Below are 20307 nucleotides of genomic sequence, written 5' to 3' on the forward strand. Positions count from 1 at the left end.
GCGGTGGAAAACAAGGCCGAACCACCAACACACGTTACAAGCAATTTGGGTATTAAGCTAAATTTGAAATTGGTTTTGTATTTAGAAGATTTTGCAAATCCGAAGAATGGGCTTAATTTAGTCCCAAACTGCGTGTAGCGCGGGGACGTCAGGTTGTGAAAAAACCTATTTTACTTTCAAAAACTTCAGATAATTCTACTCAAGAATTCAAATATAAGGCATTTAACGGGTCGTTATTTTTAGGCTGCAATTTTAGCTTGATAGAAATAGTGTTCTAAATTCAGCTTTAAATAATTCGTTTTTAACAAAAACAAGACTTTTGCCTTGTAGGGTGAGTTCCATTTTTTGAGTTTAGTAATCAAATCGGGAACGCCCAGGATATTGACACTGCGTTTGATGTTATACACCAGCATAATCAGGCTGTGTTCTCCGTTTACTTTTTCTAATCCCGTTAAGTTGGTATGGTTATAGCCCCATTGCCGTTTGATGGTGCCAAAAATATGTTCGTTAATCTCCTGTCGTTTGCGGTAGAGCTGTGGGTTCTCATGGTAGCGCTTGTTGTTTTCTTCTACGGCATCGGCATATTGACTCCTGTCGATTTCTCTTCCTGCTGCTCGACTAGTACATAAATGTTTTACAGGGCATTCTTTACATTTTGGGGTTCTGTATTTTTTAAAATTATAACTATCTCTATCTGTAGTTTTCTTATGCCAACTGCCCGTAGTTTTGAGTGTTTCTCCTTGTGGGCAGGTATAGGTATCGTTGTCTTGATTGTATTGAAATTGGGCTACCAAATAATCCTTGGTCGTACCGTTTTCGTTACTTTTTCCTTGTTCAGGCTGTGCTACAATGGTAGTTATGTTGGCTTGCTTGCAGATTTCTATTTGTTTGCCATTATAGTAACCTTTATCGACCAATGCTGTATAGGTTTCGATACCCAGATTCTCTTTGGCTTCTATGGCAATAACTGACAAGGCGCTGCGATCGTTCTTGTTGATGGTATGTGTGGCCACAACAAGATTATATTTAGCATCGACTGCGGCTTGAACATTAAACGAAATTTCAACTACTTGTCCTTGAACTAGCAAGGCTCTGGCATCGTTATCGGTGGTGCTTATTTGTGGTTCGCCACTTGCTTTTAGTTTTTCTTCCAGTTGCTCATAACGCAATTTGTTCCCTTTCAATCGGTCTAACTTTTGTTGGATATTTTGGATTATATTCGAATTATCTTTGGCGTCATTTTCTTCCAAGGTATCCAAGTATTCTTGGGTCTTAGCTTCAATATAAGCTAAGTGTTTGTCGATTTTCTTTTGGTTGAAATTGGCTTTCTTGCTATTGTGTGCGCGGCTTTTGGTACCATCGATAGCAATGGTTTCACCGCCTATCAAATCAGCATCTTTCAAGAACGAAACAAAGAGTTTGAAAGTGTTCTTTAATGCGATTGGGTTATTTTTTCTGAAATCGGTAATGCTGTGGTAATTGGGACGAATGTGTTTTAAAAGCCATTGCATTTCCATGTTTCTCAAACATTCCTTTTCTAAATCTAGACTACTTAAGCCCCCTTTGAGATAACCATATAAATATATTTTTAGAAATACTTTACCATTGAAACTCGGGCGACCTTCGGTGTTGAGCGTTTTTATAGCAAAATCGAGCTTAGAGATGTCAATATATTCGACAAAGTCATCTGTAAATCGCACCTGATTATCGGGACTTATAGTGTCTTCTAAACTTGAAAAACGCATTTGTTGACGGGAAATACCTGTGATGTGTTGCATTCTTAAAAATACGAAAAATCTTCTTTTTATGCTAGTATTTTGTTATATTTGATGATAATACAACGGAGGTTTTTTCACAGACTGGCGTTATGTCTCATTATAAACACGATTTATCTAAATGACAGAAAGTTTTAACCCAAGTACATTAAGAAGTATTTCCAAAATAATTGGTGAAGAAATCTTGACTCATAAACAAATTAATGAGCAATTTCATAATTCAGGACTTATCGATACTGGTGAAGGAACGAATAAACCAGATAGAATTTATTACACATTAACATCAAGACAGAAGCAAGATAATTGCGGAAATAATGTATTAAGCTTTATAGTGAAAATTATAGATCCAAAACGCTACGACGATGAAGCTAGTTTTGAAAAGCACCGAACCACCATAAATGAAAGATTACTTTATGAAGGAATCGAAATAAATAAAGAAGGAAAGTCAAAAATTGTAGATAAAGCGAAAACTATCTCAGAAACGAAATGTCGCTCTATGAAAATAAAAGAACGAGTTCACGGAATAGGAATTCATCATGACATTTTACCGTATTGCGAATCTGAATGGCTTAACGAAAATTATTTTCACGCAATTCTTGAAATAACTAAAAGTATTGCTCATAAACTTCGCCAAAAAAGTGGTTATGTTTCAGACGGCGCAATATTAGTTGATGAATGTTTTGGGTTGGGATGTGATAAAAAGCCAATGCTAGCATTTAGCCTTTTACAATCTGAAAGTGATGAAAGTGAGCATAAAGGATTTTCTAATTTTATCAAAGGGTTTTTCAGTATGTATAGAAACCCTAAAGCGCATGACCCAAAATTATTAGAAGATACACATCTGACCGAAATGACAGAAGTATTAGTCGTTGCAACAATAATTCAAAACAAACTGGATAAAACATATAAAACCGGATATAAATAACGAGGCATAACAGCCACTAAAACGGATTTGGGCAATTGGTTTAATGGACAGTTGGTTTTGTATTTGGAAGTTGGTGGCTATTTAACCACAAAATGGGCTAAAACAAGAATCTATGAAAATTTTAAAAATCATTCTATTAATTACTATTTGCTTTTTGTTTTCGTGCAACAAAAAACACGAGCAAAAAGATATTGAAAAATCAAATGATTCAATTTCTGTTTACAACCAAAATCAGACTAAAAAAGAAGATACAGCTTGTTTAAGTGAAGAAAAACGCGCTGAAAAAGATATACAAAGTGGAAAATTAGTTTATTTCTTTTTTCGTGGAAAGATAAAAATGTATAGAAGCGATAAAGAAATGAAAACCTTGCTTTCTGCTTATAATATAGAAATAGATTCTGCTTTAGTATCTTGTATTCCTGACCTAAACGGATTTAAAAGAGATTGCTACACTTCTAAAATGAGAATTGCAATTGAGAAAAAATATGGCAATGAATTTATAAACACATTAAGAAATTTAGCCGAAATTCAATTTGTAATTAATAATCCAAATTTAGTGTTCAAATTTGAAGAGTGTGACACAACTTCAAGATATCCGACTACAAAAAATTATTCAGATTATTTAAAAAAGCCAGAAGAAGACTTTGAAAAACAGTTTACTTATCCAAAAGATTATAAATTTAAATCAGGAAAATATTTTTCGAGTACACAAATATATTTTATTTTAGATAAAAACGGAAAAATAAGCAACATTGAAACTGATTGTAGTTTCACAGATTCTGAAAACAATAAGTTTGCAGAATATTTTAAGAATGAAACTGTAAAATTTGTAAAAAAAACAAAATGGATTCCTGCTAAAATTAAAGGAATAGATGTAAATAGTGAAATGAATTTTATATATTTCCATAAATAAACAGCCCCCAACACACGCTACAAGCAAGCTGGGCATTTAGCTAAATTTGAAAATGGTTTTGTATTTGAAAAATTAGTTTTTAACCGAAAGTTTGGGCTTTCTTAATCCCAGCCTGCCTGTAGCGCGAGAACACTTTGGCAAATCCGAATACTGGGATTAATTTGGTACAAAACCCGCAGATTATCAGAACGTTGTGCGTAACATAAAAAAAGAACGTTATAAAACAATTCATAAATTAAAATAAAATGAAAAAAAGATTTTTTTTAATCTTACTAACTACTTTTTTGACTAATACAATCGCTGGACAAGAATTTAATGATTTTTTTTCAACGCTTTCTAAAAATAATTTATTTAACGGTAGTGTAGTAATTTCCAAATCTGGAGAAAAAGTTTTTTCTAATTTTTATGGGTTTTCTAACTTCGAAAAACAAAAGGAAATTAGTGACAAATCTCAATTTCCAATTGCTTCTATAACAAAAACGTTTACATCAACAGCAATTTTGCAACTTAAACAAAAAGGAAAACTTAAAATTGATGATTCTGTTCAAAAATATCTTCAAGATTTTCCTTATCCAAATATCAGTATTAAACAACTACTTAATAATACTTCTGGATTGGCGCAAGAATATAATTTATTTGATAGTATAATAAAAGAGCAACCTGAAAAAACAATTTCTAATCAAGACATTATACCAACATTTATTCGTTTTAAAACACCTCTTTCATTTTTACCAGGAAGCAAATGGGAATATAACAATGTTAATTTTTGTATTGCTGCAATAATTATCGAAAAAATATCGGGAATTACTTATGCAAGTTATTTGGAAAAAAATATTTTCAAACCTTCAAAAATGAAAAATTCATTTGTTCCATTGGATAGGAAGATTAAAACAACAAATCAAGTAGAATTATACACTTATCCGAACCTGTATTCGACCAATTTTGTAAATACGAATACCTTAAAAGATAATTTCCCAATTAGTGCAAAAAGCAATTTTTATGGAAATGGCGGAATTATAAGTACAGCCGAAGATTTACAAAAATATCAAAATGCTTTATTTACCTACAAAATACTAGCAAAGAATGAGTTAGAAGAAGCATTAACTGCAACAATACTCAATGATGGAAAAATGGTGACTAATAATTTGGAAGGAAAAAATGTTGGTTATGGTTTAGGTTGGTTTATATATAGTGATAAAATCAATGGGAAAATAGTTTTTCACGATGGATTTATTAGTGGACTTACTAGTATTTTGGCACATAATATCACTAAAAATCAAACTGTTATAATTTTGTCAAATACTGGAAGTAACATTATTTTTGGAGCATCCAATGAATTATTACAGTTAATTGATAATAAACCTTATAAAATTCCTGTACAAAATCTTTCAAGAGTGTATGGCAATTTACTTGAAAATGGAGATAAAGAAAAAGCAAGTCAGTTGATTGAAGAATATATAAAAAACCCAACCAATTACACAGCAACCGAAAGAGATTTTAATAGATTAGGTTATCAATTTCTTCGACTTCAAAAAAACGATCATTCTTTGCAAACATTCAATTCAGGAACGTTAATTTTTCCAAATAGTTGGAATATATATGATAGTTACGGAGAAGCACTGTTACAATGTGGTAAAAAAGAAGAGGCGATTAAAATTTATCAAAAATCTGTTGAGTTAAATCCTGATAATGAAAATGGAAAAAAGGTTTTAAACAATTTGTTAAATAACTGATAAAAAGTGCGAACGCACAAAACTCGCTACAAGCAATTTGGGTATTAGGCTTAATTTGAAATTGGTTTTGTATTTGGAATGATTTGCTTCGCCTGTTCGCTATCGCATTCTATGATGAAAAACAAGTAAAAATTGTTAAAACTACGATGCAAATTTATACGTGTTTATATATGAAGTTTCTCTGTTAATGACAGCAAAAACCCTGCTTATAAGTTTGCATCTAATATTGTTTAAAACAAGCATAGAATTTTTTCCTTCAGCCTTTTTCTTATTGTAATATTCTTTTAATTGAGGATCATACTTCAATGTGGTCATAGCGCACATTTGCAGCAAGGATTTTATTTTTTTATCAGCCATATGATTTACTTTAGTCCTGCCTTTTATACTAGAGCCGGAGCTGCATTCAAATGGGGCAACTCCAGAATAACAGGCAAATTGTCTCCAATTTTTAAAAGCCGTAAATCCTTTTGTGACAATGATTAAATATATGCTGGTTTGTTCCCCTATTCCAGGAATGGTTCTGATGAGTTGAGTCTGTTTGTTCAACTGAGCATTTGCTTTGATGATTTCTTTCATCTTGGTTTCTATTTTGCGGATAGCATTTCTAATGGTTTTGGTTAAACTTTGATTGATTGATGATACTTCCTTGAAAACTTCTTTACTTGCAAAACCCTTATTTTCCTTAGTTGTTTCTAAAAGCAATAATGATTTAAGCATTTTTTCTCTTTCGGTATACAGAATTTTTAGTTTTTGAATGTCTATAGCTGTCAAAGTAAAAAGTTTGAGTTTGTCAATATTTCTATAGCTGTAATAGGCAATATCTTTAGCGTCTGATTTATCGGTTTTTCCTCTTGAAATCCCCTTTGATCTTTTTATTTCAACGGCTGGGACAATCCATAAATCTAACTTTAAATCCATTGAAGCAGACGAAAGATGATTGGTATAAACCCCTGTGTTTTCACAACAAAAAAGAGTTTGATTTATGTCAATCTTCTTGCTTAGATTTTTGACAAACAGACTAATGCTTTTTATGTTGTTTTCAACAACAAAATGTTCCGATTTCAAAGAAGAAACATCAAGAATAGTGATATCTAATTTTAGTTTTGAAATATCAATACCCACATAAAATAAATAGTTTTTCATAACTTTGGATTTAGGATAAACAAAAATGTTGAACTTCTTTAGAGCCTTTATTAGACCTTGATGTCTATCATTCTATTTGAAGCAATTCAACGGGTTCAAGGAGAAGGCAGAGGACTAATGCGATAGTTAAGTCTTAAGCTTAGCTCGGGTGAAAGTTCACCTCTGCTTTCCTTTGAATAAATTTAATGTTTTTTACTCTAACACAAAGTAAAGGCTCGGGTGGCAAATCCGAATAATGGGCTTAATTTGTCCCAAACCCGCTGAGTACCGGAACGTCAGGCTCTGAAAAAACCTCATCAAATTTAGAAAGTATTCGGAGGGCTACCAAAGAAAAATCTCAAATATGAGAATCTTAAGAGGTAGATTTTAGTTTTTTCACAGACTAACGTTGGTGGCAATTTTATCGAAACGACCGTAAACACAAGATAGATTCAAACATTAAATAATTTTTAGAACATAAATGAACCAAATTTTTAGACTAACATTACTTGCAACAACAATTTTATTTACAAGTTGCAATTTATCAGCACAGCAAAAAGACAATTACTCAACAAAAATTGACAGTTTACTACAAACCAATAATCCAAGAGATTTTAACGGAGTAGTTTACATTCAACAAAACGGAAAATTGAAATATGCTAAAGCATACGGATTTGCTAATTTAAACAAAAAAACACCTCTGAAAATCGACGACAAATTCTCTACAATGTCGATAGCAAAACAATTTACAGCTACACTTATTTTACAAGAAGTTGAAAAAGGAACGATTGATTTGCAAACACCTATTCGTAAATATTTACCCGATTTAAAATATTCTTGGGCAGACACCGTTTCTGTTCATCAATTACTTAACAACACTTCGGGTTTGTACAGCGAAAGCATAGACAAGCCTTTGAAATTTAAACCAGGTACTGCATTCAACTACTCAAACGTTGGTTATTATGTGGCTGGAATGGTATTGGAAAAGCAAAGTGGGAAATGTTTTGAAACGTTAGTTACGGCATTATTTAAGAAATGCAAAATGAACAACAGCTATTATCCTAACGAAACCAATAGTATTTTTTTGACTAAAGGACACCTTATAAAAAAAGATGGAACGATAACGCAATTTGAAAAAATCAGCTTTACACCTGACCAGTATTGGGGAAGTCATTTAATTGTTACCGCATCAGATTTAGCCAAATGGAACGAATGTTTGCATAATGGAAAACTATTAAAACAAGCTACTTACAAACTGATGACTAATTATTCTATTACCAACAAACATCAACTTTTTAGTGAAAATCTTATTGGTTATGGTTATGGTTTACGAATTAATGATAAAGCCAATATCTACGAAATTGGACATACTGGTTTTCATCCAAGCGAAGGATTTACGGCAGTAAATTTATACTACCCTAAAACCAAAACAAATGTCATAGTGATGGAAAATCAAGCCAATGAAAACTTTGAAAGTGCTTATTATTTCGAGCAGGAAATTAGAAAAATAGTTAAAGAAAGTAAACTTTTGAAATAAATCGCTTCAATATAAAAAGCACTATTGCTGTTTTGCAGTATAATATCATTTATAGTAAATGCACAAACAAATCACAGGAAATAATTAAAAAGTAGTCGAACATAGAAAGCTGAGCAAATGCTCGGCTTTCTTATTTTACATCAATAAGCAAACCCGAAAGAGTGTCTTTGTATTTTTTCTTGGAAACGAAAGCATCAAGAATATTAAACAAGATCTGTTTTTCTTCATCTGTCAGCGTTTCTATAAGTGTCAATTTTTCCATTAAACTTTTATCGTTGGAATGAATTTCTTTAATTTCTTCGGCAGACGCAAACAGTTCGGCAATTGAGCAACCCATTGCTTTTGCAATTTTTTCAATCGTAGAAAATGATGGGTCAGTTTTATTGTTTTCTATAGTACTAAATTGTGCTTTGTCGATACTTGCCTGCCAAAACAATAAATAGCAGATGTTTCATTCGATTGTTTTTGATATAGAAATAGAAGACAAGAGATAAACGGGTTATTATAATTATATTTCGTATCTATATTGTCAGGTTCAACCTGACAATATAGCTTTGGTATGTATATCGTACTAAATAAATAATTGTTGATATTATTATATTTTGTTTCATTGTAGTCAGGTTAAACCTGATATGTTAACTATGAGGCATAAATTTATATCTACACAATCTAATTAGATTTACTGCATTCGAAATTTTGATTAAAAGCTGGATAGTTCTATATGCACTATTATGCCAAATTATTTAACGAAGCTAAAAAAAAATTCTGGTGCAAATCACGAAGTGTAGATGATTTATTTTAAACTATGTCATTAATTTTTTGGAACGTTGGCAAAGAAGTGGCGACTGAAATGTAAAACGTACTTTTAATACCGTAAAAAGGAGAATGTTGGAGTTATCAAACAAGTAGTTCGTTAAATGAAGCTAATAAATAAATGAGTTGTGCACGGTGAGAAAAAATATATAAAGACAATTATTTATTATAAACTTATATTTGAAAAAAGGCTTTAATTATAAAAACCGAAGTCTAGACTTTTCAACTTACACTTTTTGCGATAGTGTCCAGAATTCCATTTATATCTGAATATTTAAAAAAATATTGCTTTCAATACTAAGTGTCAATTATACTTATACATTAGAAACCAATTAAAATTAGTATTTTAGGCTAAATCAGATAATAATCTAAAAAAAAACCACTTCTCTTTAACAAAAAGTATCTTTTAAAAATAATTACAAATATTAAAACGTTTTAATGAAGCCTACACCTAATTGTTTGCCATTATAGAAAGGTGCTATAGCTGACATACTATTTTTTTCTTTGGATTTGAATATTTTTTCTTGTATCCATGGATTGATCCAATAGGCAACTTTTGTACTTAAAATTCCAATTCCAGCACCTGCAACCACATCTGTTAGCCAATGTTTGTCGTTGTAAATTCTGAATGCTCCTGTACCAGTAGCAATTATATATCCTGAAATTCCATACCATATTGAGACATCTTTATACTCTTGCCAAAGGAACTCTGCGCCTGCAAAAGCCGTGGCTGTATGTCCAGATGGAAAAGAATTGAAACCACTACCATCAGGTCTTTCGACTTGTGTAATTGATTTTAAACTTAAAACTGATGCTGAGATAATTAAATAAGAAGTACCGAGTATTATGGTTCTGTCTTTAAAATTATGTTTTCCTTTTATGCCCAAAGCATTTAATCCGTAAACTGATAAAGCTGGTGCATATTGCGAGAAATCGTCAATGGTTACTTTTTTATCGATATCTTCATTTACTTCTTCTTTTATTTGAGTATTGAAGAGTTTTAATTGATCACTTTCAATACCAATTACACCATAACCTATTAAAACGGACGGAATGATTAGTTGTTTTAATTTGAATTTATGCGTGCTGTCGGTTTTCGGAATAGTATCTGTATCAATTTTCTTCTCTTGAACACTTTCAATCTGGTTCTGTGCATGCAATGTAGCTATACTTAATAATGAAAATAAAATGGTTTTAAACATGGTAAATAATTTAAAAGGTTACGCGTAGTTTTATACCATTATGATTTCATTGTTAAGATTAGTATTCCGCCTATAATCATCAAACCACCCAAAGCTATGCGCCAAGTAAATTGTTCGTTTAGAAATATAAAAGAAAGTACTAGTGTGATAATTATACTTCCTTTATCGATTAATGCCACTTCGGAGACTGTGCCTATTTTTATTGCTCTATAATAAAAGACCCAAGAAATTGCCGTTGTTAGAGCCGAAACACCTAACAACAAAACATCTTTTTTGGTAAGATTAGAGAAATCTTTATAATTATTAAAAACTATGATGTTAAACCAAATAAAAATAAATACGAATGAAGTCCGAATAGCCAAGCCTGTATCGGAAGCTACATTCTTTAAACCTGCTTTAGCAACTACCGATGTCAAACCAGCGAAGAACATCGATATTAGAGCAAAAATTTGATACTGTTTCATAACTTAATTAGTTTAAATTTTATTCTGTCAAAACTTCTAATCCACTTTTTATTATTGTAACTTCTATTTTATTTGTTCTCAAATTATGAAATTCTCCGTCAATTTGCGTGTCTACGAAGATTTTCTTAGGCATTTCTATATTTATTTTTTCGATTAATGTGTGTCGTGCTTTTTCGAATTTTTCTATTTTATTTGATATTACTCTCATACCTAAAATTAGTTTATCAAATAAGTTTAGTTTAGAAATTACAACTAAATCTAATAGACCATCATTTAAACTTGCTTTAGGTGTTAAACTCATTCCATATCCCATTTCATTTGAATTAGAAATAAAAATCATGAAGGCATTTGTATTGACAATATGATTATTAAATGAAAGTATCGTTTCCATCGGATTAAATTGAATACTTGATGCTATAGAAGCCCGAACATAAGAAAACAATGTTCTCTTACTGTAACTCTCATATTTTTTTATAATCGTTGCATCAATTCCAACCCCCACATTGCTAAAAAAATAATGGTCGTTTACTTTTCCAACATCAATAAATTGTGTGTTGCCTTTACGTATAATTTCCGTTGCTTTATCCAATGATTTTGGAATGTTTAGATTAGAAGCTAAACCATTTCCAGAACCAACTGGAATAATTCCTAATTTTATTTTGGTATTAATTAAACACGACGCCACTTCATTTATGGTGCCATCTCCGCCACATACTACAATACAGTCCGGATTGTTAGAAATTGCATTTTGGGTAAGGATGATTGCGTGTTTTTTATAATTTGAATAGTCAACTGCAATCTTATAAGTTTCCTTTGGAAAATGCTTTTCTAATTCGGTTTTGCCAATATTATGTTTTCCACTACCTGATATTGGATTAACAATAAAATGAATGTAAACCATTATTCAAGCAGCTTATTAGTAAATAAATAATCAGCAGTTTGATACCAAGAAATGGTTTCATTTAGGAAATTTTTGTCCAATGGCAATGGTTTTAATCTATTATCGGTTTTATTCCAAGTATAAAATGCTTGCTTCTTTTGGTCAGACAAAATCATTACTTTTTCTTTTTTCATCAATACTAATTTTCTGTATGTTCCTACTAATGCGCGTTCTTCAAAGTTTGGATTAAATACATTTTTACCAAAGAAATTGCTTTCGTAACTCCAATTCATCATTGAAAAAAATGTTGGAAAAACATCTATTTGAGAGCATTGTTTTTTTACTTTTTGGTTTATTGCTTCTGGAAAATTTATTATAAATGCCGGGATGTGATAATTGGCAACATCAATTTCATCTTTACCTGCACTACTAGCGCAATGGTCGGCAATAATTATAAAAACAGTATTCTTGAACCAAGGTTTGTTTTTGGCTTTTTGAAACATTTTTTTTAAGGCATAATCAGTATATTTTACAGCTCCTTCACGACCAGTTCCTGATGGAATATCAATTGCATTGTCAGGATAAGTATACGGTCTGTGGTTGGAAGTTGTCATTACAAAATTGAAAAATGGTTTGTTGTTTTTGTAATGTTCATCAGCCACTTTAAGCATTTTAGAGTAAATGTCATCATCACAAATACCCCAAGCATTTTCAAAAGTCACTTCGTTATCATTAATATTATTTCGTACCGTTTTAATTTTATCACTTAAAACGCTACCTCGTCCACGATCATAAATTGTAAATCCGTTGCCACCAAAATACGCGTTCATATTATCAAAATAACCATCGCCGCCATAAAAGAAATTTGAGTTATATCCTTTGGTTTTAAAAACATTTGAAACGGTATATAGGTTTTGATTTTCGGGACGTTTTACGATACTTTGTCCCGGTGTTGGTGGAATACAAAGTGTCATTGCTTCCATACCACGAACGGTTCTAGTTCCTGTGGCATATAAATTGTCGAAAAACACACTTTTTTGAGCTAAACTATCTAAAAAAGGTGTAATATTTTCTTTATTTCCAAACTCGTTCATAAAACTACCACTAAGACTTTCAACCAAAATAAATACTACATTCTTTTTACTTGGCTCTTGGTTAGTTGTGTCTGTTATTGTTCTGTGAATAGATAATCCTTCTGATTGGTATTTACTGTTTTTATCGCTCAATTTATTTCTAATAATAGCAAAAGCCGATTTGTTATTTACAGAAGTATAAAACTCATAGTATGCCATTTGATTGTTTCTGAAAGCTGCAAAAAATGAATAAATTCCCGATTTTGATATTTCAGCGTTGTATCTATTTTTAGACCATTCCGCCTGATTATTTGTTATAAATGTTGTAAAAAACAAACAAGAAACTACACCAGTACCTAACACAATACTTTTTTCTTTTAAAGTTGTAGTTTGTGAAAATGTGTTTTTGAAGGCATTTCTTTTATAAAATAGAAATAAGACTAAAAATACAATTAATGATACTCCACTAATTAATATTGGTAGAGGATATGATTGTTGAATGTTTGAAATAACTTCGTGAGTGTATATTAAATAATCTACTGCAATGAAATTAAATCTCGTTTTGAATTCGTCCCAAAAAGTAATTTCGGCAAAAAAGGTAAATACTAATATAAAGGTTACTACTGTGGTAAAAAACCAAATGAATATTTTATCAACCAACGAGCCAACCCATTTATTTGGAAAAATGAAGTAATAAATAATGGCAGGAAATACAATAAAACTAATTGTACCTATATCGAAAAATAATCCTGTTAGTACTGTTCCTAAAACAGTGAAAATGTTAAACGAAACTTCGTCGTATTGCCATATAAAAAAAATAATTCTTACTATCTGAGAGATAATAACAAACCATAATACAAAAGTAAGTAACAATGCGTATCTGGTTGATAAGTTGGTTTTTTTGAACATAATAGTTGGTAAATAATATTTTGAAAGAGAGTGAAATAGTGATTTGTAAACAGAAAAAAACACCCACACATACTGTCTAGATGCTTTAAAAAAAATCTAACTAACCTTGTCTTTAGTGATGAAATTACCGTTCTCGTCAAAAAGCAAATCCTTGCCTTTAATTTCGGCTTCGTATATTATAGTACCTTCTTCAGTAACAATTTTTGCTGCTTCTTTTACTTTTTGATTTTTATAATTATCCTTTAAGTATTGCAACGCATTTTTAGGCAATTGACTGACTTTAATTTCAATTTCTGTTTCAACAATTTTTCCATCTTGACTTAACAAAACCGAATTATCTACATTATTCAAATCAAAACTTGCTTCAAAGTTTTTCCCTTCCTTATCCCATTTTACTTCTTTTGCTTTTGGAAATTTTTGAAGAAGCGCATTTTTGACTACTTGAGGCACATTTTGCTCTTTCGTTTTTTGAGCAAACGACACTAATGATACCATTATTAAGGTTATCACAATTATTGATTTTTTCATTGCTATTCTATTTTATAAATTAATAATAGTCAAAGATGAAAACCAATTTAGAAGAAATATTGAATTTTGGGCTTGGGACTGTTTTTTATGAAGTTTTTATGATATTACTTTCCAATAATCAGTTTTTGTTTTTCTATTTTATTGTTTTTAATAATGGCAACGGTTATTAATAGCATTAAAATTGTAAATAGTATAGCTGACGACAAGTAGTTCCAAAATTTAGACCGCCTTTTTCCAAAGGTTTTGTAAGTAAATCTCCAAAAGTTGCTCCGAATGGTCGTGTTAAAACAAATGCTAACCAAAACGTTTCTTTGCTAGAGCTCGTGGCGACTTATGGAAAGCTTTTTTTCCATAATTGCCCGAGAGAAGTTATGAAAAGTAAATGAACAATTTACCGAAAAACTAGCCATGAGTTTTAGCAATTGTTGGCAGATGCCCTTTATTCTTCTGTTTCCGTTCTGTTTTGTAATCCTTTCATAATTAGGTTTCGGGTTTCAATAAATTTAAGTCTGATAGGTATAAATACAAATCGGATTACAAAAAATATAAGTCACACATAAATAAATATAAATTGGATTGATATAAATAGGACAAACAGAAATGTAAATGCGAAACATATTTATATAAATGCGGAGCAGATATATATAATTGCGATAGCAATAAATATAAATCCGCTAGTTAGTTTTATATTTCTGTTTGTAACATACACTATTTTTATATCTCCAAAATCTTTACAAATAATACCAAACTAATTTGTTAAAAAGCTTGACCTATGCCGATGTAGAAGAGTTTATCTTCTTTTGATATTCCGTAATCAAATGATAAAATTGTGGACTGATTCCAAGCAATTCTTGCACCTAAACCATACGAGTAACGAATGTTTTTAAAGTTTAGATTTTGCCATTCGTCTCTTACTGTTCCTGCATCAAAAAATGGTGCGACACCGAAAGCAAATCTTTGTTTTCCTAATTTTGTTTCTGCAATTCTATATCTTATTTCAATATTTGTGAACCACATAGAACGTGCTAAAAACCGATTTGCTCGATAACCTCGCAATGATTGCTTTCCACCAAGTGCATTGATGCTACCTTCTGGACTCCATTGGTCTTGAAATTCAAAAAATGGGGCATTCGAGCCAAAAATGTTACCAACTCCAAATCTTCCAGCGATAACAGTTCTTTTTCCAAAAGGCAACTTTTGATATGCTCTTGCTTGAATAAAAAGTTTATTGAAATCAAATTGTGAGCCAATATATTTGCCAGAATATTCATTTGCTATTTCAAAATAGTAACCTTTGGTTGGGTCGGGTTCAAAATCTCTTGTGTCATAAATTAATGCGGTTTGTAAAATTGAAATCCAACCACCATTTAAGCCAGATATTAAGCCTTGATTAAAATCTCTTTGCAAAAGTGAAAATCCATTTGGAGCAGTAGTTTCTTCTCCTGAATTTGGATTTATTGCCTCTGCTTCCTCTCCCTCAAAAGTTTTATAACTTAAATTTTGAATTTCATAACCACCCATTACTCGCCATTTTCCGTTTCCTATTGCGTAATCTCCTTTTAGATTAAGCATATATTCTGTTTCTCTAAATCGGTTTGACAAGGCATCTGTCACAAAACTTGCTTCGCCAATTCCACCTGGTCTCAGCGTTTTTCTTGCTTTGTCAAATGCTTCATATGTTGAAAAAGTAATGTTTTCATTGGATGGCAATCGTAGATTGCCCAACGTTGATTCTGTTGAGCCAAAATATAAATTTGCTGGATTTTGTTGTGCTTTAAAATCAATTTTAAATCTCCAACGTGTTCCTTTATAATATGGTACATCTAAAGATAAAATTAATTCTCTTGCGTTTGAAGTGTAATATGCTGCATTAGCTTTTAGTTTTGCCAAGTAAGGTGTGTAGGCAAAAAGTGGATTTGTTCGTTCGCCGTTCCAATAGACATTACTTCTAAGACCAAAACCAAAACCTGTAACAGGATCTGATGAAAAGTCAGGCAAACCCGTTATGAAAGTTCCTTCTCGTTTTTTTGCAAGGTCATCATCTGACATTCGTTTTGATTTTACAAATGAAAGTGTATCGTTTACTTGTGCGTTAATCGAGTACGTTGAAATAGTTAAAATAAAGCAAAAGAGAATCTTTTTAATTAATTTAAGTTGCGACATAATTTTGGGTTCTTTTAATTATTTCGCAAATATCGTAAGTGATTGTGTTTTCATAAAAATGAAATAAGTGCAAAATGATTGATTTGTACCAATTACTTTTTTTACAAAAGATTTTTCTTGAATTGTGTTGGTGTTAAGCCTTTGAATTTCTTAAATGTAGCATTAAAAGAAGATTTAGAATTAAAACCTACATCTGTAGCGATTCCTAAAAGTGTAAGATTATTGTTTTGGTCGTTTTTTAGTCGGTTTACAAATTCTTCCACTCTATATTCATTTATGAAATCTTGAAAATTGGTATTCATATGTTCGTTTAAAACTTCAGAAATGTATTGACGCGGAATATTTAATTTATCTGAAACATCTTGTATGGATAATTTTCCATCAAGATATATTTTATCAATTTGCATTGCATTGATTAAAGCAGTTTTATATTTACTAATTGTTTCATCGTTTAGATTTGAGTTTTTGTATTTACCGATTTCTACTTTAGGTAAAATTTCTTTATTACCATTAAACAACTTAAAAGTTATAAAATAGAATAAAAACGCAACAACTATTAAAAGATATGAATTGAAATTTTGGTCGTATAAAAACGGTAATTCTGATAATCCAACGATTTTAAGAATATCATTAATGAGTGAAAAAACGAACAAAATAATGATTGGAATGATGAAATATATAATCCAATTTTTTCTTTTACTTGAAATTATGGAAAATAAAATTAGTAATAAGTAGATGATAAAAGTTAATTCGCAGAATACTTCTAAAACTTCAATGACTATATTAGTTTGAATTAATTTTATTTCAATTACTTCAAGAATTAGATAAATGATATTTGGTATGAAAAAACAGTAATCTGATTTTATAAACTTTTCTTTATTGCTTTTGAAATACCTAAAAAACAAAAATAGAAATGTTATAAAAAGTGTGTTATCGAAAAGAAACCAATCGGTGTTATTAACAAATATATTATTCTTGTCATCTCCAATAATGTATAAAACGATAGAAAATAAACTTCCGAATAATAACCAAAAAGTTGTGTTCTTATAACTATTGCGATTGTTATATAAAACAAAAAGGACGAAAAGTCCTTGAAGTAATGCAATAATTTGAATTGTTTTAAGCATCATTAAAATTTACTGTTTGCAAGATACAAAATTTGAAAAATATTTAATAGTGCGAAATATCTTTATATTATTTTAGATAATGTTTCTTTTTATCGAGGTTTTTATGCGTTTCGTGCAGCTCGAGGGTTTCTGCCATCAATAGTACTTCCGAAACTTTCAAAAAATAGTGTGCTAAAATTAGTAGCAGTAATAAACTTCCAATAAGCAACGCACCACCAAGAAACCCAAGACCTGAATTATCGGCTAAAAAGTCGCCTAACGCTGTACCCAATGTATTAGAAAATAAAATAGCTATCCAATAGAATGTTTCACCATGAAATGTATTAATATCGTTTACGGATACTGATTTCTCCGTTTTTTTCCATGCTACAAATGTTGCAATCAATATTGTAATTAGAAGTAATGAACCGGTGGCATATCCTAAGCCTAATGTGCGATCCATAAAATCTGACATTGTAGTTCCAGCTGTGCTTGTTGCCAAAATTACTGACCAATATAGCATTGGTTTGTACTTTGTAGCATACAATTGCAATTGAAGAGTAACAATGAAAAAACCAACTAAGATTAATGAAATCAATGCATAACCAATATTTAATGTCATTGAAAATAAATCTCCTGCTGTTTCACCTAAAGTGGTAGCGCAAATTTTCATTATCCAAAACGCCATTGTAATTTCTGGTAATTTTTTCATTAGAACTAATTTAGAATTTATAGTTGTAACCCAGTCTTATTACTTGTGTTTCGTAATAGTCATTGCTAGTATAACTAAAATCTTGTCCTTGAATTTCTTTTTTAATTACCAAAGTATTTAATAGGTCAGTAGCATTTATAAAAAATTCTCCTTTACCATTTTGAACTGATTTTTTCAATCCTAAATCAATAGAAAATCTTGATTTAATTTTGCCTTGCGGAATAATATCTGGTGCTAAATAAACAGCCGTTAGTTGCGCATCCACTTTTTTAGTTAAGTGCAATGTGTTGTTCCACTTTATATTTCCTGAGAAAACATCTTGTTTTGCTGCCGAAAAAGTATTTGGCTGTGGATATAAATTTTGAACTGTAAACGCACCGATTTGATTATAATAGGCATTAAGATTAATATTGGAAGAATACCATTTTACAATATCTTGTGAAATGACCATTTCAACACCTGTATTTGAACTTTTATTTACGTTTTGAAAAATGGCATAAATCAGATTACTACTAGGAACTGTAGAAGCTATTCTTGTTATTGTAGCATTGGTAAAGCGATGGTAGATAGCGGAATATAAATAGCCTTTTTTCAAATTTCTTTTGAAACCTAATTCCACTAAATTAGTGAATTGTGGTCTTAGTCCAGGATTACCAACTTTGATAATTTCGGCATCGTCGTACTTTGGAAATATTCTAATATCTACTTCGTTTGGTCTGTCAATTCTGCGGTTGTAGAACAATGATATTTTGTTGTCATCATTGATTTTATAAGCAAAACGGAAATTAAGAAATGGTTCGAAATACGAATATCCATCAGTTCTATAGGTTGGATGGTTTGGATTTACCTCGTATTCTAAATCTAAGTATTCTAGGCGTAATCCGATTTCGGCTTCGATTTTATTGGTTTCATAAATGTAGTTTCCATAAACTGCTGGAATAATTTCTTCATAGGTTGCTTTACCACCTGCACTTGCATCCAAAGGCGAATTATTTCCTGGAAAGAATTGCATGTTTGTTGGAATAATACGGTTTCGAAATTTGAACCCTGTTTCAATTCGTCCGTATTTTAAAGGTTTTATGTAATCGATATTTAGATCTATTACACTTTCATCTGATAATAATTTGAAGGAATCTTTACTCGAAAAACTTGGCAAAATGTTATCGAAGAAATATTTTTCATCTTCTCTATGAAAGGTATAATTGAAGCCAATATTTAACAAATGTCCGGCTTGCTTGAATTTATGTTGATATGCAGCAGTTCCCATCACTGTTGTTTTTAATTCATCCTCTAAAAATTGCCAAAGTCGTAATCGTTCGGAATAGTCTGCATTAAAAAAAGGTTGGTCGCCGTTATCAATAATTTTTTCTGAACCAAATAAACCCGAAACGGTTAGCGTATTGTAATCATCGATATTCCAATCAATTCCCGATTTAATTGTTGAAAAATGGGTGTTTCGATTTCTTTTTAATTGTTGGCTAATTATTGTGCCGTCATTGTATGTTCGTGTTACAAATTCATTTTTATTTAGGGTTTCTGTGTATAGATAATCGCCTTGAAAAAACGCATTAATTTTATTTTTGCGATAATTGAGTGATAGTGTAGGATTGATTTTTGGTGTTAATGAATATTGTGGTCTTATTGTAGGCAAATTTTCTTTTCGTTCCCACAAAGCACCTAAACCCGACGTAAAACCCACTTTACCATTAAAGCCTTCTTTTTTGTTTTTCTTATAGATGATGTTAATAATTCCAGCATTACCATTGGCATCGTATTTTGCAGATGGATTATTAATGATTTCTATTTTATCTATTGCTGAAGCAGGAATATTATCTAAACCCGATTGATTTCCGAAGCCTGTTAAAGCAGTTTGCTTACCGTCAATCAATACGGTCACTTTATCATTGCCTCTAATTTGTACTTTTCCGTCTTGGACTGTAACCCCTGGTAAGTTTTGCATGGATTGTAAAACAGAGCCGCCACTTTGACTAATATTGTCAGCCATAGAAAAGGTTTTTTTATCCATTTTCTCGCTGACAGTATTTGTTTTTGATACTACTACTACTTCTTGTAAGGTTGTGGCATCTTCTTCTAATTCGATAGTGCCTTGATCTAAAAACTCGGAAAGGGATCCAACATAAACTGATTGTGTCTTGATTTTGAACCCAATAAAGGAGAATTCTAAAATATAGTTTCCAGATTTGATATTGGCCAATGAAAATCGACCTTCCTCATTTGTTATTGTTCCGGCAATTAAAGTAGCATCTTTAGAAGTTTTTAATGCCACATTTACAAATGGTAATGCAAGTTTAGTTGTTTTGTCTTTTGTGTTACCCGACACTGTTACTGATTTATTTTGTGCCCTTAAATTTGCTACCGATAATAGTAGCATTGTTACTAATAGAACGTTTTTAATTCGCATCATGCTTTTTCCTTTTATTTTTTTTGAACA

At 31.0% G+C, this 20307-nt stretch carries 16 protein-coding genes and 1 pseudogene; 4 read left to right on the forward strand and 13 right to left on the reverse strand.

The features are described 5' to 3' along the window. Positions 1–239 precede the first annotated feature (239 nt). Positions 240–1778: an IS1182 family transposase gene (locus IWX80_RS14635; protein WP_334682370.1), complete on the reverse strand. Its 1539-nt coding sequence runs from the start codon at positions 1776–1778 to the stop codon at positions 240–242. A gap of 118 nt (positions 1779–1896) precedes the next feature. Here IWX80_RS14635 and IWX80_RS14640 point away from each other — a divergent pair, with 118 nt between their 5' ends. The 3 genes from IWX80_RS14640 (at position 1897) to IWX80_RS14650 (ending at position 5346) form a co-directional block, all read left to right on the forward strand. Next, positions 1897–2700: a TIGR02391 family protein gene (locus tag IWX80_RS14640; protein WP_196854094.1), complete on the forward strand. Its 804-nt coding sequence runs from the start codon at positions 1897–1899 to the stop codon at positions 2698–2700. A 112-nt stretch (positions 2701–2812) separates the two neighbouring features. Further along, positions 2813–3613: a hypothetical protein gene (locus tag IWX80_RS14645; RefSeq protein WP_196854095.1), complete on the forward strand. Its 801-nt coding sequence runs from the start codon at positions 2813–2815 to the stop codon at positions 3611–3613. 245 nt (positions 3614–3858) lie between these two features. Then, on the forward strand, positions 3859–5346 hold the full coding sequence (locus IWX80_RS14650; RefSeq protein ID WP_196854096.1) for a serine hydrolase: 1488 nt from the start codon (positions 3859–3861) through the stop codon (positions 5344–5346). 141 nt (positions 5347–5487) lie between these two features. Here IWX80_RS14650 and IWX80_RS14655 read toward each other — a convergent pair whose 3' ends face one another. Next, on the reverse strand, positions 5488–6489 hold the full coding sequence (locus IWX80_RS14655) for a transposase (RefSeq protein WP_196854097.1): 1002 nt from the start codon (positions 6487–6489) through the stop codon (positions 5488–5490). A 460-nt stretch (positions 6490–6949) separates the two neighbouring features. On the opposite strand from IWX80_RS14655, the gene IWX80_RS14660 reads away from it, so the two are divergent. Continuing rightward, complete coding sequence (locus IWX80_RS14660; RefSeq protein WP_113667181.1) at positions 6950–8005, forward strand: serine hydrolase domain-containing protein; 1056 nt, start codon at positions 6950–6952, stop codon at positions 8003–8005. 130 nt (positions 8006–8135) lie between these two features. Here IWX80_RS14660 and IWX80_RS14665 read toward each other — a convergent pair whose 3' ends face one another. The 11 genes and pseudogenes from IWX80_RS14665 to IWX80_RS14715 all read right to left on the reverse strand — a co-directional run bounded on the left by IWX80_RS14665 (position 8136) and on the right by IWX80_RS14715 (position 20280). After that, on the reverse strand, positions 8136–8441 hold the full coding sequence (locus IWX80_RS14665) for a helix-turn-helix domain-containing protein (protein WP_113667180.1): 306 nt from the start codon (positions 8439–8441) through the stop codon (positions 8136–8138). Between the two features lie 802 nt (positions 8442–9243). After that, complete coding sequence (locus IWX80_RS14670; RefSeq protein ID WP_099715583.1) at positions 9244–10020, reverse strand: phosphatase PAP2 family protein; 777 nt, start codon at positions 10018–10020, stop codon at positions 9244–9246. A gap of 38 nt (positions 10021–10058) precedes the next feature. Continuing rightward, positions 10059–10484 (reverse strand): EamA family transporter, encoded by a 426-nt coding sequence (locus tag IWX80_RS14675; protein WP_099715582.1) that lies wholly within the window; start codon positions 10482–10484, stop codon positions 10059–10061. A 19-nt stretch (positions 10485–10503) separates the two neighbouring features. Further along, on the reverse strand, positions 10504–11385 hold the full coding sequence (locus tag IWX80_RS14680; RefSeq protein ID WP_099715581.1) for a diacylglycerol/lipid kinase family protein: 882 nt from the start codon (positions 11383–11385) through the stop codon (positions 10504–10506). Next, a complete protein-coding gene (locus IWX80_RS14685; protein WP_099715580.1) occupies positions 11385–13346 on the reverse strand; it encodes an LTA synthase family protein in 1962 nt (653 codons plus the stop codon). The genes IWX80_RS14680 and IWX80_RS14685 overlap by 1 nt, the downstream gene beginning before the upstream one ends. Positions 13347–13442: 96 nt before the next feature. After that, complete coding sequence (locus IWX80_RS14690; protein WP_099715579.1) at positions 13443–13874, reverse strand: PepSY-like domain-containing protein; 432 nt, start codon at positions 13872–13874, stop codon at positions 13443–13445. A gap of 175 nt (positions 13875–14049) precedes the next feature. Further along, a pseudogene (locus IWX80_RS17105) lies at positions 14050–14139 on the reverse strand (hypothetical protein); the annotation flags it as partial. Positions 14140–14630: 491 nt separating this feature from the next. Next, positions 14631–16037, reverse strand: coding sequence for an Omp85 family outer membrane protein (gene omp85 / locus IWX80_RS14700; RefSeq protein WP_099715578.1), 1407 nt, complete (start codon positions 16035–16037; stop codon positions 14631–14633). A gap of 101 nt (positions 16038–16138) precedes the next feature. Further along, positions 16139–17167 carry a helix-turn-helix domain-containing protein gene (locus tag IWX80_RS14705; protein ID WP_233206905.1) on the reverse strand — a complete coding sequence of 343 codons (1029 nt, stop codon included), beginning with the start codon at positions 17165–17167 and terminating at the stop codon, positions 16139–16141. A gap of 64 nt (positions 17168–17231) precedes the next feature. Continuing rightward, positions 17232–17855, reverse strand: coding sequence for a COG4705 family protein (locus IWX80_RS14710; RefSeq protein WP_099715577.1), 624 nt, complete (start codon positions 17853–17855; stop codon positions 17232–17234). 10 nt (positions 17856–17865) lie between these two features. Then, positions 17866–20280, reverse strand: coding sequence for an outer membrane beta-barrel protein (locus IWX80_RS14715; protein WP_233206904.1), 2415 nt, complete (start codon positions 20278–20280; stop codon positions 17866–17868). Positions 20281–20307: the final 27 nt, after the last annotated feature.

The organism is Flavobacterium sp. CAN_S2 (assembly GCF_015752255.1).
Lineage (GTDB): Bacteria > Bacteroidota > Bacteroidia > Flavobacteriales > Flavobacteriaceae > Flavobacterium.

What these genes read in the sequence shown, in the direction of transcription:
- IWX80_RS14635 (WP_334682370.1), bottom strand. Translation starts at nt 1,778, where the DNA reads ATGCAACACATCACAGGTATTTCCCGTCAACAAATGCGTTTTTCAAGT.
- IWX80_RS14640 (WP_196854094.1), top strand. Translation starts at nt 1,897, where the DNA reads ATGACAGAAAGTTTTAACCCAAGTACATTAAGAAGTATTTCCAAAATA.
- IWX80_RS14645 (WP_196854095.1), top strand. Translation starts at nt 2,813, where the DNA reads ATGAAAATTTTAAAAATCATTCTATTAATTACTATTTGCTTTTTGTTT.
- IWX80_RS14650 (WP_196854096.1), top strand. Translation starts at nt 3,859, where the DNA reads ATGAAAAAAAGATTTTTTTTAATCTTACTAACTACTTTTTTGACTAAT.
- IWX80_RS14655 (WP_196854097.1), bottom strand. Translation starts at nt 6,489, where the DNA reads ATGAAAAACTATTTATTTTATGTGGGTATTGATATTTCAAAACTAAAA.
- IWX80_RS14660 (WP_113667181.1), top strand. Translation starts at nt 6,950, where the DNA reads ATGAACCAAATTTTTAGACTAACATTACTTGCAACAACAATTTTATTT.
- IWX80_RS14670 (WP_099715583.1), bottom strand. Translation starts at nt 10,020, where the DNA reads ATGTTTAAAACCATTTTATTTTCATTATTAAGTATAGCTACATTGCAT.
- IWX80_RS14675 (WP_099715582.1), bottom strand. Translation starts at nt 10,484, where the DNA reads ATGAAACAGTATCAAATTTTTGCTCTAATATCGATGTTCTTCGCTGGT.
- IWX80_RS14680 (WP_099715581.1), bottom strand. Translation starts at nt 11,385, where the DNA reads ATGGTTTACATTCATTTTATTGTTAATCCAATATCAGGTAGTGGAAAA.
- IWX80_RS14685 (WP_099715580.1), bottom strand. Translation starts at nt 13,346, where the DNA reads ATGTTCAAAAAAACCAACTTATCAACCAGATACGCATTGTTACTTACT.
- IWX80_RS14690 (WP_099715579.1), bottom strand. Translation starts at nt 13,874, where the DNA reads ATGAAAAAATCAATAATTGTGATAACCTTAATAATGGTATCATTAGTG.
- omp85 (WP_099715578.1), bottom strand. Translation starts at nt 16,037, where the DNA reads ATGTCGCAACTTAAATTAATTAAAAAGATTCTCTTTTGCTTTATTTTA.
- IWX80_RS14705 (WP_233206905.1), bottom strand. Translation starts at nt 17,167, where the DNA reads ATGATGCTTAAAACAATTCAAATTATTGCATTACTTCAAGGACTTTTC.
- IWX80_RS14710 (WP_099715577.1), bottom strand. Translation starts at nt 17,855, where the DNA reads ATGAAAAAATTACCAGAAATTACAATGGCGTTTTGGATAATGAAAATT.
- IWX80_RS14715 (WP_233206904.1), bottom strand. Translation starts at nt 20,280, where the DNA reads ATGATGCGAATTAAAAACGTTCTATTAGTAACAATGCTACTATTATCG.